Genomic DNA, 13,910 nt, shown 5'->3' with positions numbered 1-13,910 from the left:
TCTGTTGTTGCACCGTCCCACCCGACAGGACGGATGCTCGGGAACCCGTCACCTGCCTCCGCGAGTGGCGGGTTTCCCTGATTCGCGTCCTACCCAACGACGTCCTACGCAACAATTTGAGCCGCAGGCTGCGGATACAGGGCCTCGAGTTCCCCGGCGAGTGCTGCTTTCACAGTACGGCTGACATCGTCGGCCAGCACCTCCGTGGCGCCCGACTCCATGCCGTCGAACGCCAACCGGGCAACCTCGGGTGCCGAGATCTTGGGGACGTCGAGGCCCGCGGTCATGTCGGTGTCCATGTACCCCAGGTGCAGCCCGACCACCTGAATGTTCTGTTCCGCAAGCTCCAGGCGCATCGCGTTGGTGGCACTCCACATCGCCGCCTTGGAGACGCTGTACGACCCACCCACCGCCAGCCACGACAGCACCGAGTGGACGTTGAGCACCGCACCACCACCGTTGGCGGCGATGATGGGGGCCAACGTCCTGGTCACATTCAGGGGGCCGAAGAGGTTGGTTTCGAGTTCGCGGCGCATCTTACCGAGGTCACCGGTGAGCGGTGACTCGCCGAGCAAAATTCCGGCATTGTTGATCAGCACACCAATGTCGCCCACATATTGCGCTGCAGCATGAACGGATTCGGGATCGGTCACATCCAGGGTCACCGGCACCACCTGGGGGTGGTCGACGATCGTCGACGCGTCGCGTGCGGTCGCGTAGACAGTTCGCGCCCCGCGCGAGAGCGCCTCGGCGACGAAAGCGCGGCCGAGGCCGCGGTTGGCCCCGGTGACGAGGACAGATCGGTCGTGAATCTTGGTCATGACGACCCCTTCGAGTAAGTCTGAATATCCAACTGACAGTGCCCGGTCAGCGTATTCGCCATGAGTTGGAAAACACAACCCTCTATGATGGAGACATGAACGAGGGTCGAGCCGATCGAACGACGCCGAAGATGGCCATGGACCGCATGCCGCTGGCGCCGCGCCCCTGCGCGATCGCCGCCACCATGGAACTCATCGGCGACCGCTGGTCCATGCTCGTCATCCGCGAACTGAGCTACGAAGTGCATCGCTTCGACAAGATCGCCGGCTACATCGGCGTCTCGCGTGACATCCTCACCGCACGCCTTCGCAAGCTGGAAGAGGTAGGCGTCATCGAACGTCGGCAGTATTCCGAGCGGCCCCCCAGGTTCGAGTACCACCTGACCCGGGCTGGGGAGGAGCTTCGGCCGCTCCTGCTGTCGCTGTTCGAGTGGGGTAGCAAGTGGGCGGTGGAGGATCCGGCCTCCGAGCTACTGCACGACTGCGGACATGTGCTCGAACTCGAACATCGCTGCCGGCATTGCGGCGGCGAGGTCGACCAAGCCACCGTCGCGATGCGGGCTCGTTCACACACCGGAACCACCTGATCGCGGCGCCGGCACCTGCACCTTCTCACCGACGTCTATAGTTCGCCTAAATGTAAGGTAAAGAAAGCCTCACAGCGACAGACGGGTGGATGTGGGTGTCAACGCGCGACCGAGTAGCCGAAATCTATGAACAGGTCCGCCTACGCAATGCGGGCGAACCGGAGTTCCATCAGGCGGCGGCAGAAGTGTTCGAGTCGCTTCAGATCGTTCTCGACCATCACCCGCACTACGCGGATTCCGGGCTGATCGAGCGCCTGTGCGAGCCCGAACGACAAATCATCTTCCGAGTGCCCTGGGTGGACGACGCCGGAAGTGTGCACGTCAATCGCGGATTTCGGGTGCAGTACAACAGTGTGCTCGGCCCCTACAAGGGCGGTCTCCGCTTCCACCCGAGCGTGAATCTCGGAATCGTGAAGTTCCTCGGTTTCGAACAAATCTTCAAGAACGCACTCACCGGACTCCCGATCGGCGGTGGCAAAGGGGGTTCCGACTTCGACCCCAAGGGCCGTTCGGACGCCGAGATCATGCGTTTCTGCCAGTCCTTCATGACCGAACTGCACCGCCACATCGGCGAGTACGTCGACGTCCCTGCCGGTGACATCGGTGTCGGTGGACGCGAGATCGGCTATCTGTTCGGTCAGTACAAACGCCTCACCAATTCCTACGAGTCGGGTGTCCTCACCGGCAAAGGCCTCACCTGGGGCGGTTCACAGGTGCGGCGCGAGGCCACCGGTTACGGAGTGGCCTACTTCGTCGCCGAGATGTTGCACGCATCACGCACCTCGTTGGACGGGAAGACGGTGGTGATCTCCGGCTCCGGAAACGTCGCCATCCATGCCATCGAGAAGATCCACCAGCTCGGCGGCGTCGCGGTTGCGTGCTCGGATTCGTCGGGATATGTCGTCGACGAGGAGGGCCTCGACGTCGGTCTCCTGAAGGAGATCAAGGAGGTGCGGCGCGGGCGCATCGGCGAATACGCCGATACCGTGCCGCACGCGAGATTCGTTCCGAGCGGATCGATCTGGGACGTCCGGTGTGATGTCGCACTTCCCTGCGCCACCCAGAACGAACTCGACGAAGCAGCTGCCAAGACTTTGGTGGCCAATGGCGTCCAGGCTGTTGCCGAAGGCGCGAACATGCCGACCACCCCTCAGGGAGTGCAGGTGTTTCGCGACGCCGGCGTGGCCTTCGCACCAGGCAAGGCCGCCAACGCCGGCGGTGTCGCAACGTCGGCACTCGAGATGCAGCAGAACGCGTCCCGCGACTCGTGGAGCTTCGAGTACACCGACGAGCGACTGGCCGGGATCATGCGCGGCATCCACGACCGCACCGTCGCCACCGCCGACGAGTACGGGATGCCCGGCGATTACGTCCATGGCGCGAACATCGCCGGCTTCGTCAAGGTGGCCGACGCGATGATCTCACTCGGCGTCATCTGACCGAGCGGTCCCGAGACGACAGGAGGGCACGGCCGTATCGGCCGTGCCCTCTCGTCTCGTCATCAGTCGATCGGCTTGTCGTCCAAGCCTTCATCCTCGCGGGCCTTCTTCGCGGCCTCCCGCATCTCGATTCCGTCCGACACCCAGTCACCGATCTCCCGGGTGACGTCGCGAACCGCGCCGGCGATGATGGTCGCGATGTGTCCCACGTGCGTGGCCGCGGATTCCGTCAGTTCCTGCACGGTGTCCTTGCGCCGTTCGAACTTCCCCACCATGTGTTTCGCCTCTCAGGCTGCAGTCTTCTGCCGCTCGACGATAACACCGGGAGGGGTGTCGGACGAGAGGAGGCCGGGCGGGAGCGCCAGCTTGAAGATCTTCCCCCACACGGAGCCGATCTGCTTGAAGAAGCCACCGGTGTTGTAGGGAAGTCCGTGCTTCTCGCACAGCGCCTTCACCTGGGGGGCGAGCTCCGGGTAGCGGTGGGCCGGCAGGTCCGGGAACAGGTGATGCTCGATCTGGTGCGAGAGGTTGCCCGACATGATGTGGAACAGCGGGCTGCCCTCGATGTTGGCGCTGCCGAGCATCTGCCGCACGTACCACTCGCCGCGGGTCTCCTCCGCGGTCTCGTCCTCGGTGAAACTCTGTACACCGCTCGGGAAGTGGCCGCAGAAGATGATCGAGTACGCCCACACGTTGCGGATCAGGTTGGCGGTGACGTTGCCGAGCAGCGTGGGAATGAACAACGGTCCGGTCAGTGCAGGGAAGATCGCGTAGTCCTTGAGCACCTGGCGCCCGGCCTTGTTCCACCACCCTTTGAGTAGCGGCTTGACGTCGTGCCACTTCCGCTTGCCCTGAATGACGTTCTCGGCCTCGAGATCGTGCAACATGACGCCCCACTCGAACAGCATCATCAACAGGAAGGCGTAGACGGGGTTGCCGAGGTAGTACGGATTCCACTTCTGGGCCTCGTCGATCCGCAAGATGCCGTAACCGATGTCCCGGTCGCGCCCCAGGATGTTCGTGTACGTGTGATGCATGTAGTTGTGGGAGTGCTTCCATTGGTCGGCCGGGCACACGGTGTCCCATTCGAAGACCCGCGAGTTCAGTCCCGGTTCACGCATCCAGTCGTACTGGCCGTGCATGACGTTGTGGCCGATTTCCATGTTGTCGAGGATCTTTGAGATCCCCAGGGCACCGACGCCCGCGATCCAGGCGGGCGGAAAGAATCCGAGGTACATCAGCCCGCGGCCGGCGACCTCGAAGCCCCTCTGGGCCTTGATGATCTTGTAGATGTACTCGCGATCCTCGGCGCCGAGATCGGCAACCGTGCGATCACGAAGTGCGTCGAGTTCCCGGCCGATTTCCTCGACCTGGTCGTGTGTGAGCACGACCGGGGCTGTCGAACGTGTGTCGTCCGAGCCGTCGACGAACGGCAGGAACGAGAGTGAGAGTCCAAACATGTCGGTCTCCAAGTGTGTGATGTCGAGTGAGTCAGATGTCGAGGGCGACGTCGCCGACAGGGACCGAGACACACAACTGAATGGCCTTGTCCGGATCGGTGTCGGTGTCGCCGGTACGTACGTTCTTGGTGCATCCCGATTTCTTCACCGCGGTGCAGGAGAAGCAGATGCCCATCCGGCAGCCGTACTCGGGATGAAGTCCGGCGGCCTCGGCCTGTTCCAGCAGGGTCCCACCGGAGTTGTCGGCGGTGACTCCACTGGCCGTGAAGGACAGCTCACCACCGGCCTCACCCTCGACCGGCGTCGCGGCGGGAGCGAACTCTTCGGTGTGGAGACGGTCCTCGATGCCGAGTTCGCGGTACACCTCCCGAACACCACGCATCAGGCCGGGCGGACCGCAGAGAAAGGTCTCGGCCTCGGCGTACCAGGGCGCCACCGCATCGAGATGCTTCTGCCCGAAGAAGCCGTGCAGATGTCCGCCGGTCTCCTGATCGGTGTACGCCAGCACGAGGTTGACGTTGGGGTTGGCATCGGCAAGCTCGCGGAGCTCGTCCAGATAGGCGACGTCGCTTTCGGTGTACGCGTAGTGCAGAAAAGTCACGCTTCCCGCGTGCTTCTCCTCGACGAGAGTGCGAAGCATCGAGAGGACCGGGGTGATCCCGCTGCCACCACTCACGAGGAGAACTCGGCGCGGCCGGGTGATCGGCAGAACGAATTCCCCGGCCGCCTGCGACAGGTCGAGGATCAGTCCGGGCCGGGCGTTTTCGTGAAGATACTGCGACACGAGGCCGTCGGGGTGCGCCTTGATCGTCAACTCGATGGTGCCGTCCGGGGACGACTGAGCGTTGGCCGGCGAGTAGCAACGAGTGTGGCGAACTCCGTCGATCACTACTCCTACCTGCACAAACTGTCCGGCGCGGAATCCGCGCCACTGACGGGTCGGGCGCAGCGTGAGCGTGACAGTGTCCGCGGTCGACCGATCGACCGCGAGCACCTCGGCTCGCAGATCACGCACGGTGACCATCGGCGTGACGAGTTCGAGGTAACGGTCGAGCTGATGCGGAGTGGCCATCGCCTCGAACAACGACAGCAGCGAGAACCTGCGTCCCTCCGCCGGACGACTGGTGTGAGCAACTGACACGGCAGCCTCCTCCATTTGAGTGCACGGTTGTACACTGACAATAGTGTGACAGGTGCAGACAGGTAGTTGTCAATCGGAATGTGACGGCAGGCACACACTCGAGTGCCGTCACCTCGCACAGATCGGAAAAACATGACGGACGAGCAGTACGGTCACCCCGTGGTTACGGGCGGTGCGGCAGCCGACGTCCTCGTGATCGACGCTCCCGCCGCCACGAATAGACTCGGTGCCGTGAGCCAGTCGACCGGTGCGGAACCCGAGAGCAGGGCAGCACGTAAAGAGCGCACCCGGAAGGCCCTCTTGGACGGCACCCTCGACCTCATGGCGGACCGGAGCTTCGCGGGTGTGAGTCTGCGGGAGATTGCCCGCCATGCAGGAATCGTGCCCACTGCGTTCTATCGGCACTTCGCGTCCATCGAGGAACTCGGCGTCGTTCTCGTCGAGGAGAGCATGCGAATGCTGCGACAGATGCTGCGCGATGCCCGCCGCAACCCGAGTACCAAGAGCGCGGGCGCGTCTCTCGACATCCTCGTCCGCCAAGTCCGCACTCACGAGGCACAGTTCCGCTTCCTCAGTCGGGAGCGCTACGGCGGTGTTCCCGAGATCCGCCGCGCCATCGCCACCGAGATGCGACTGTTCGTCAGCGAGCTGACCGTGGATCTCACGCGAATCGGCGGCCTCGAGTCGTGGGACGCCGACGACCTCGAGATGGCGGCCGACCTGATCGTCTCCACGATGTTCGCCGTCGTCGTCGACCTCCTCGAAGCCGACCGTCCCGGCGTGCGTACCGAAGCCGAGGTGGTCGCCCGCGCCGAACGCCAGCTACGGCTCATCATGCTCGGCATGACGGCGTGGAATCCTCGGAGGAGTTGACCCTGCCGCCGTACGGTGGGGGCATGCTGCCAACCTCCGAACACGTGTCCATCCCCATTGGCGACCTGACCTTCGACGTCACCGTCAACGGCCCTTCCGACGGCGAAGCAGCCGTTCTCCTGCACGGGTTTCCGGAAAGCGCTGCGTCGTGGACGCCGGTCTCCGCCCTCCTCGCACAGTCCGGGATGCGAACCTATGCACCGAATCAGCGTGGATATTCGGCTGGTGCGCGGCCAGAGGGTACCGACGCCTACCGCATCGACCACCTCGTCGGGGACGTCATCGCTCTCCTGGACGCACTCGGCCTCGAGACGGCGCATCTCGTAGGCCATGACTGGGGCGCCGTCGTTGCGTGGGTCGTGGCGGCGCGACACCCCGGCCGCATCACCTCACTCACGACCGTTTCGGTGCCTCATCCGGGCGCCTTCGGCTGGGCGCTGCGCGAGGACGCCGACCAGAAAGAACGGTCGTCCTACATTCGCCTGCTGCGGATGGAGGGCAAGGCCGAACATGTGCTCCTGCGCGAGAACGCGCAGTCGCTGCGGGCGATGTTCGGCGATGTCGTCCCGCCCGAACTCGTCGACCGGCATGTCGCACTTCTCACCGAGCCAGGGGCGCTCACCGGAGCCCTGAACTGGTACCGGGCAATGACAAGAGATTTCGACCAGACCCCCGCCGTCACCGTCCCCACCACCTACGTCTGGAGTACCGGCGACACAGCGTTGGGCCGCGCCGGAGCTGAGAAGTGCGGCGAGTTCGTGGACGCACCATACGAGTTCGTCGTCCTCGACGACGCGACGCATTGGATCCCCGAGCAGTGCCCCGACGACCTCGCCAAGGCGATACTTCAGCGGGCCGGAATGGCCACTGGCTGATAATCGCCTCGGGAGCTGACGCGGGAGGCGTCAGCTCCGCTCCGGAGCACGCACCACGGTCAGGGTCGCCAGTCCGAGGGCCAGCACGATCAGCAGACCGAGGATCCCGGCCCGGTCCGCGCCGAACCACCACGCGAAGAGTCCGAACAGCGTCGGCGACAGGAACGACACCGCGCGTCCGGTCGTCGCGTACAGACCGAACATCTGCCCTTCGCGGCCGGGCGGCGTTATTCTCGCGAGGAACGTGCGCGACGAGGACTGCGCGGGTCCCACGAAAAGGCACAACAGGAGACCGAAGATCCAGAACATCCCCGGTCCGGACACAAACGTCAAGATGATGCCGACGACGATCATCGCGGCCAGCGACGCCGCGATGACCGTCTTGGGACCCACCCGGTCGTCGAAGCGGCCTGCCGTGAGTGCGCCGACGGCGGAGACGATATTTGCCGCGACACCGAACAGCAGCACATCGCCGGCACTGATGCCGTAGACATTGACGGCGAGGACCGCACCGAACGTGAACACCCCGGCCAGTCCGTCGCGGAAGAGCGCACTGGCGCCGAGGAAGTACACGGTGCGGCGGTCGGCAGACCAGAGGCTGCGTAGATCTCGCCAGAGAATCCGATACGACTCCACGAAACCGGCCTTGTCGGCGCCCGGATCGACCTGGGGCCGCGGCAGTTCGGGAACCTTCAGTAGAACAGGTATCGCGAAGACGGCGAACCAGATCGCCGCGAGCAGCGCCACCATCCGGATGTTCAGGCCACCGTCCGTGGTGAACCCCAGTGCTCCGCGGGTGTCCCCGTCACCGGCGATAAAGCCGAAGTAGCACACCAGAAGAAGCACGATGCCGCCGAAATAGCCCATTGCCCAACCGAAGCCGGACACCCGACCTATATTCGACGGCGTCGACACCTGCCGCAACATGGCGTTGTACGGCACACCGGCGAGCTCGAAGATCACCGAACCGGCAGCGAGCAACGCCAGACCGAGCCAGAGGTACTCGACCGAGTCGCGGACGAAGAACATGCCGGCCATGCAAGCCACGGTCGCGAAGGTGAGGACACCGAGCGCGCGCTTGCGCCGGCCTGCGGCGTCGAATCGCTGCCCGGTGACCGGCGCCAGCACCGCGATGAGGAATCCGGCGATCCCCAGCGACCACCCGAGCCAGGTGCTGGCGGAGATCGATCCTTCGAGGTCCTCCCCCACTGCGTCGGTGAGGTAAACGGAAAAGACGAACGTGAGGATCACCGCATTGAAGGCGGCCGACCCCCAGTCCCACAGACCCCACGCGACGACCTGTTTGCGCGTCGCGGCCTCACCGATCCCGGCGGGCGGGCGAACTTCGGTGCTCATGTCGCGAGCCTATGTGAGCGAACGGGTCGTTCGTGCTCTCCGACGCAACGTCCCACTCGCACCGAGCAGATTGTGTGCACTTAGTTGCATAGGCACTTCGTTGCATACATACTTTCTTCGTGGCACTCGAACATGCGCTTCTCGTCTCCCTCACCGAACATTCCGGATCGGGGTATGAATTGGCGCGCCGATTCGACAAATCGATCGGCTTCTTCCAGAGCGCCACCCACCAGCAGATCTATCGGCTGCTCAAGCGCATGGACGAAGCCGGGTGGGTGGATGCCGAAGTCGTAGCGCAGGACAGCAGGCCGGACAAGAAGGTGTATCGGGTCAGCGCGGCAGGTCGCGCCGAGTTGCAGCGTTGGATCGCCGAGCCCACCGAACCGAATCACCTGCGTAACGAGCTTGCGGTCAAGATCCGCGCCGCCCAGCAAGGCGACATTCCCGCACTGGCCGCCGAAGTCGCCCGGCACCGCGACGGCCACGCTGCCCGGCTCGAGATCTACCGCATGATCGAAAAACGTGACTTCCCGGCACCGGACCAACTCTCCGGCACCGCCCTTCACCAGTACCTCGTCCTACGCGGCGGCATCCGCGTCGAAGAGGGATTCGCCGGCTGGTGCCAAGAAGTACTCGACGCCCTCTCGCAGTAAGGACACGCCGCATGACACAGTTTCCCCAGCTCCTCGCCCCGCTGGACCTCGGCTTCACGACGCTGAAGAACCGGGTGATCATGGGTTCGATCCACACCGGTCTCGAAGACCGCGCCAAGGACGTACCTCGACTGGCGGCGTACTTCGCCGAGCGCGCCCGCGGCGGTGTCGCCCTGATCGTCACCGGTGGGTACGCCCCCAACCGCACCGGCTGGCTGCTGCCTTTCGGGGCCAAGCTCACCAACCGCGTGGAGGCACGGCGGCACCGTGCGATTACCCAGGCCGTGCACGACGAGGGCGGCATGATCGCCCTGCAGATCCTGCACGCAGGCCGCTACAGCTATCAGCCGTTCAGTGTCTCCGCCTCCTCGATCAAGGCCCCAATCAACCCGTTCCGCCCCCGGAGACTCACCGGCCGCGGCGTCCGCTGGCAGATCCGCAACTTCGTGCGGTGCGCGCGGCTGGCACAGCGGGCAAACTACGACGGCGTCGAAATCATGGCGGGTGAGGGCTACTTCATCAATCAATTCCTGTGTGAACGCACCAACAAGCGGACTGACGAGTGGGGTGGCACGCCCGAGAACCGCCGCCGGATCGCCGTCGAGATAGTTCGCCGCACCCGGGCCGCCGTGGGCCGCGACTTCATCATCATCTTCCGCTTGTCGATGGCCGATCTCGTGGAAGGCGGTCAGACGTGGGACGACATCGTCGCTCTGGCGAAGGACGTGGAAGCTGCCGGTGCCACGATCATCAACACCGACATCGGCTGGCACGAATCCCGCGTCCCCACCATCGTCACCTCGGTGCCGCGCGCGGCGTTCGCCGACATCACCGGCAAGCTAGAGAAGCACGTGAACATTCCGGTGGCCGCGTCCAATCGGATCAACATGCCCGAGGTCGCGGAGGAAATACTCACCCGCGGTGATGCTCAGCTGATCTCGATGGCCCGCCCGATGCTCGCCGACCCCGACTGGGTCCGCAAAGCCGAAGCCGGAAACTCGGACGAGATCAACACCTGCATCGCGTGCAACCAGGCGTGCCTCGACCACGCCTTCGTCCGCAAGCACGTGTCCTGCCTGCTGAATCCGCGTGCGGGCCGGGAGACGGAACTGACGCTCTCCCCCACCCGGACCGTGAAGCGCGTCGCGGTCGTGGGCGCCGGCCCCGCGGGATTGTCCGCGGCGCTCGGCCTAGCGCAGCGGGGCCACACGGTGACGCTGTTCGAGGCGGACTCCGAAATCGGTGGCCAGTTCGGCATCGCCCGCAAAATCCCCGGCAAGGAGGAGTTCGCGGAGACCATTCGCTACTACAACCGGCAACTCGCACTCGCCGGTGTGAATGTCCGGCTCGACACCCGCGTCACAGCGGTCGATCTCGTCGGCCGCTACGACGAGGTGGTGATCGCCACCGGTGTCACCCCGCGCCTTCCGTCGATTCCCGGCATCGACCATCCCACAGTGCTCACGTACCCCGAGGTCGTGCGCGGTGGGAAGTCGGTCGGAAAGTCGGTTGCCGTGATCGGTGCCGGCGGCATCGGCGTGGATGTCAGCGAGTTTCTCACCCACGAGCACTCACCGACTCTCGACCTGAAGGAATGGAAGCAGGAGTGGGGGGTCACCGAACCCGAGGCCGCGGCCGGCGCCCTCACCACGCCCATTCCCGAGCCGTCGCCTCGTGAGGTGTACCTCCTCCAGCGTAAGAGCGGGCGGATCGGGGCGGGGCTCGCAAAAACGACGGGCTGGGTGCACCGAGCCGCCCTGAAGAACAAGGGCGTGCACGAGTTGTCCGGCGTCAACTACGAGCGCATCGACGACGAGGGACTCCACATCACCTTCGGCGAGAAACGCGAGAAGCCCCGCACGCTCGCCGTCGACAACGTGGTGATCTGCGCAGGTCAGGAGTCCGTGCGTGACCTGGTCGACGAGCTGACCGTCGCCGGGGTCAACACTCATGTCATCGGCGGCGCCGACGTCGCAGCCGAACTCGATGCCAAACGCGCCATCGAACAGGGCACCCGGCTCGCGGCGCGCATCTGACGCACTACGCTGACTGACCGTGAGTTTGCCGAACCCCACCCCCAGTGCCCGCGCCGTCGTCACCGGCGCCTCGTCCGGTATCGGCGAGGCGCTGGCCAGGGATCTCGCCTCCCGTGGTCATTCCCTCATCCTCGTCGCCCGGCGCGGCGAAGTCATGGAATCGTTGGCGGCGACGCTCCGCGCCGAACACGGTGTCGAGGTGGACGTGCGCGCGTGCGACCTGTCCGATCGTGACGCACGTTCCGCCCTGGTCGACGAGATCGCCGGTCGGAAGATCAGCGTGCTGTGCAACAACGCCGGCATCGCAACGTTCGGCGCGGTCGCCGACCTCGATCCCGCCTACGAACGGGCGCAGGTCGAACTGAATGCCGTTGCCGTTCATGATCTCACCCTCGCCGTACTTCCGGGCATGCTGGAACGCAAGTCCGGCGCGATCCTGATGGTCGGATCAGCGGCAGGCAACATGCCCATCCCCCACAACGCCACCTACGCGGCTACGAAGGCCTTCGTCAACACCTTCTCCGAATCGCTGCGCGGCGAACTCAAGGGCTCCGGGGTCAGCGTGACCCTGCTCGCCCCGGGACCGGTCCGCACCGAGGAACCCGACCCCGCGGACGCGTCCATCGTCGACAAGCTGGTCCCCGACTTCCTGTGGATCTCCAGCGAATACACCGCCAAGGTGTCGCTCGACGGCTTGGCCGACAACAAGATGCGTGTGGTGCCGGGCATCATCAGTAAGGCGATGTCCGTTGCGGGACAGTACAGTCCGCGCGCAGTCGTGGCGCCGATCGTGGGAAGTTTCTACAAGAAGTTGGGCAACTAGATGGCGGCGAATGTACCGTTCGACGCTTCGACCGCGCTGAACGGTACATTCGCCCCGAGCGCAGCCGATGTCAGCGCCGCCGGCGGCGCCCTGTGCCGAAGATACTGCGCGAAATCTCCCGTCCTGCGGCCGAGGCCGCCGACCTCAAGAAACTCTTGACCGCCGGATTTCCCAGAATCTGCTCGGCCATGTTCGGCCCGTCGGGCTCCGCAGGCGCGGGCAGGTCCGGCAGCGATGGCAGATCGATGTCCTCATCGGTCGCAGGCGCTCCCGCGACCTTCGCGCTCAGCTTCTCGTACGCCGATTCGCGGTCGACGGTCCGACCGTATCTCTGCGCCAGCGGGCTCGACGCCGCCGCGCCCCGAATGGCGTCGTTGCCAATGGTGTCCATGAGTGAACGTGGTGGCCGCATCCTGGTCCACGCCACCGGCGTCGGCGCACCCTTCTCGGAGAGCACCGTCACGATCGCCTCGCCGATACCGAGGGATGTGAGCGCCTTCTCCAGATCATAGAATTGCGTCTTCGGGTACGTGCGTACCGTTTTGTTCAGCGCCTTCTGATCGTCCGGCGTGAACGCGCGCAACGCATGTTGGATGCGCGCACCCAGTTGTGAGAGCACCGCGTTGGGGACGTCCGTCGGTAATTGGGTGCAGAAGAAGACGCCGACACCTTTGGAGCGGATCAGCTTGACCGTCTGCTCCACCTGCTGCAGGAACGCCTTCGACGCGTCGGTGAACAGGAGATGCGCCTCGTCGAAGATGAAGACGAGCTTCGGCTTGTCCAGATCTCCTTCCTCGGGCAACGTTTGAAACAGATCGGCCAGTACCCACATCAGGAAGGTGGAGAAGAGGGCGGGACGGGCGGCCTGCGCGCCCAGTTCGAACAACGTGATGACGCCTCGCCCGTCACTGTCGAATCGGAGCAGATCTTCGGTGGCGAACTCGGGTTCACCGAAGAAGGTGTCACCGCCCTCCGCCTCGAGATTGGCCAGCGCCCTGAGGATCACACCCGCCGTGGCCGGTGACACTCCGCCGATGCCCGCCAGGTCGGCCTTGCCGTCGTCGCTGGTGAGGTGGGCGATGACCGACCTCAGATCTTTCAGATCGAGCAACGCCAGACCGCGCGTGTCGGCCCAGTGAAAGATGAGCCCGAGAGTCGATTCCTGAGTGGCGTTGAGCCCCAGCACCTTACTGAGCAGGATCGGGCCGAACGCAGTGATGGTGGCCCGCACGGGGATGCCGACACCCTCAGTACCCAACGAGAGGAACTCCACTGGCGAACCCGCCGGCGTCCAGTCACCGTCGCCGGTTTCGGCGGCTCGAGCGGTGATCTTCTCGTTCGCCTCTCCCGGTTTCGACAAGCCGGAGAGGTCACCCTTCACATCGGCCATCACCACGGGAACCCCTGCCCCCGACAGCTGCTCGACTATTCCCTGCAGGGTCTTGGTCTTACCGGTCCCAGTGGCACCGGCCACCAAGCCGTGCCGGTTGATCGTCGCGAGCGGTATCCGGACCCTGGCCGCGGGATCGACAACTCCGTCGACGAGGACGGTACCGAGCTCGAGCGCTACACCGGCCGACGAGTACCCCGACGCGATTTCTGCGGCAGGCCCCGACAGAGGCGGTGCGGCAGTCGCGCCCTGCGCCGCCGCATTCCGCGCTTCGTTCTCCGCCGCCTCCTGCGCTTCCCTCTCCGCCGCCTCCGCGGCGGCCGCGGCCTCGGCGGCAATCCTCGCCGCTTCGACCGCGGCAGCTCTGGCCGCCTCTGCCTTCTGCGCGGGAGTCGGGGCGGCCCCGCCGTTCTGCGATTGCTGGGTCATCGAAGCCCTCCTCGGATCACGAACGTC

The 13,910-nt window shown here is 64.9% G+C and carries 13 protein-coding genes; 7 read left to right on the top strand and 6 right to left on the bottom strand.

The window, feature by feature from the left end:
- Positions 1 to 104: 104 nt before the first annotated feature.
- On the bottom strand, positions 105 to 821 hold the full coding sequence (locus R4P95_RS18190) for an SDR family oxidoreductase (protein ID WP_317746380.1): 717 nt from the start codon (positions 819 to 821) through the stop codon (positions 105 to 107).
- A gap of 95 nt (positions 822 to 916) precedes the next feature.
- Between R4P95_RS18190 and R4P95_RS18185 the strand changes: the two genes are divergently transcribed.
- Both R4P95_RS18185 and gdhA read left to right on the top strand, forming a co-directional pair.
- A complete protein-coding gene (locus R4P95_RS18185; RefSeq protein WP_317746381.1) occupies positions 917 to 1,408 on the top strand; it encodes a helix-turn-helix domain-containing protein in 492 nt (163 codons plus the stop codon).
- Between the two features lie 95 nt (positions 1,409 to 1,503).
- Entirely contained in the window at positions 1,504 to 2,847 is a 1,344-nt protein-coding gene (gdhA, locus tag R4P95_RS18180; RefSeq protein ID WP_213572625.1) for an NADP-specific glutamate dehydrogenase, read from the top strand.
- 62 nt (positions 2,848 to 2,909) lie between these two features.
- Here gdhA and R4P95_RS18175 read toward each other — a convergent pair whose 3' ends face one another.
- Genes R4P95_RS18175 through R4P95_RS18165 form a run of 3 tightly spaced genes read right to left on the bottom strand, consistent with a single transcriptional unit; the run spans position 2,910 to position 5,448 of the window.
- Positions 2,910 to 3,122: a hypothetical protein gene (locus tag R4P95_RS18175; RefSeq protein WP_109328805.1), complete on the bottom strand. Its 213-nt coding sequence runs from the start codon at positions 3,120 to 3,122 to the stop codon at positions 2,910 to 2,912.
- A 12-nt stretch (positions 3,123 to 3,134) separates the two neighbouring features.
- The gene (locus R4P95_RS18170) at positions 3,135 to 4,307 is read right to left on the bottom strand and encodes a fatty acid desaturase family protein (protein WP_109328803.1); all 1,173 of its coding nucleotides are present in this window, start codon (positions 4,305 to 4,307) and stop codon (positions 3,135 to 3,137) included.
- 31 nt (positions 4,308 to 4,338) lie between these two features.
- Positions 4,339 to 5,448: a ferredoxin reductase gene (locus tag R4P95_RS18165; RefSeq protein ID WP_317746383.1), complete on the bottom strand. Its 1,110-nt coding sequence runs from the start codon at positions 5,446 to 5,448 to the stop codon at positions 4,339 to 4,341.
- A gap of 132 nt (positions 5,449 to 5,580) precedes the next feature.
- Here R4P95_RS18165 and R4P95_RS18160 point away from each other — a divergent pair, with 132 nt between their 5' ends.
- Both R4P95_RS18160 and R4P95_RS18155 read left to right on the top strand, forming a co-directional pair.
- Positions 5,581 to 6,321 (top strand): TetR family transcriptional regulator, encoded by a 741-nt coding sequence (locus tag R4P95_RS18160; RefSeq protein ID WP_213572628.1) that lies wholly within the window; start codon positions 5,581 to 5,583, stop codon positions 6,319 to 6,321.
- A 23-nt stretch (positions 6,322 to 6,344) separates the two neighbouring features.
- The gene (locus tag R4P95_RS18155) at positions 6,345 to 7,196 is read left to right on the top strand and encodes an alpha/beta hydrolase (RefSeq protein WP_317746384.1); all 852 of its coding nucleotides are present in this window, start codon (positions 6,345 to 6,347) and stop codon (positions 7,194 to 7,196) included.
- A 30-nt stretch (positions 7,197 to 7,226) separates the two neighbouring features.
- Here R4P95_RS18155 and R4P95_RS18150 read toward each other — a convergent pair whose 3' ends face one another.
- On the bottom strand, positions 7,227 to 8,552 hold the full coding sequence (locus R4P95_RS18150) for an MFS transporter (RefSeq protein WP_317746385.1): 1,326 nt from the start codon (positions 8,550 to 8,552) through the stop codon (positions 7,227 to 7,229).
- Between the two features lie 119 nt (positions 8,553 to 8,671).
- Between R4P95_RS18150 and R4P95_RS18145 the strand changes: the two genes are divergently transcribed.
- From R4P95_RS18145 to cmrA, 3 genes are read left to right on the top strand one after another with little or no spacing between them, the layout of a single operon-like run.
- Positions 8,672 to 9,205: a PadR family transcriptional regulator gene (locus R4P95_RS18145; protein ID WP_109328795.1), complete on the top strand. Its 534-nt coding sequence runs from the start codon at positions 8,672 to 8,674 to the stop codon at positions 9,203 to 9,205.
- Between the two features lie 11 nt (positions 9,206 to 9,216).
- On the top strand, positions 9,217 to 11,241 hold the full coding sequence (locus R4P95_RS18140; protein WP_213572631.1) for an NADPH-dependent 2,4-dienoyl-CoA reductase: 2,025 nt from the start codon (positions 9,217 to 9,219) through the stop codon (positions 11,239 to 11,241).
- Positions 11,242 to 11,260: 19 nt separating this feature from the next.
- Positions 11,261 to 12,064 carry a mycolate reductase gene (gene cmrA, locus R4P95_RS18135; protein ID WP_213572632.1) on the top strand — a complete coding sequence of 268 codons (804 nt, stop codon included), beginning with the start codon at positions 11,261 to 11,263 and terminating at the stop codon, positions 12,062 to 12,064.
- A gap of 70 nt (positions 12,065 to 12,134) precedes the next feature.
- Here the strand turns inward: cmrA and R4P95_RS18130 are convergent, their stop codons facing one another.
- Positions 12,135 to 13,883: a helicase HerA-like domain-containing protein gene (locus R4P95_RS18130; RefSeq protein WP_317746386.1), complete on the bottom strand. Its 1,749-nt coding sequence runs from the start codon at positions 13,881 to 13,883 to the stop codon at positions 12,135 to 12,137.
- Between the last annotated feature and the right edge of the window lie 27 nt (positions 13,884 to 13,910).

It is taken from the genome of Rhodococcus sp. IEGM 27 (genome assembly GCF_033142305.1).
Classification (GTDB): domain Bacteria; phylum Actinomycetota; class Actinomycetes; order Mycobacteriales; family Mycobacteriaceae; genus Rhodococcus_F; species Rhodococcus_F oxybenzonivorans.
This window is presented reverse-complemented; position numbering and strand designations above follow the sequence as displayed.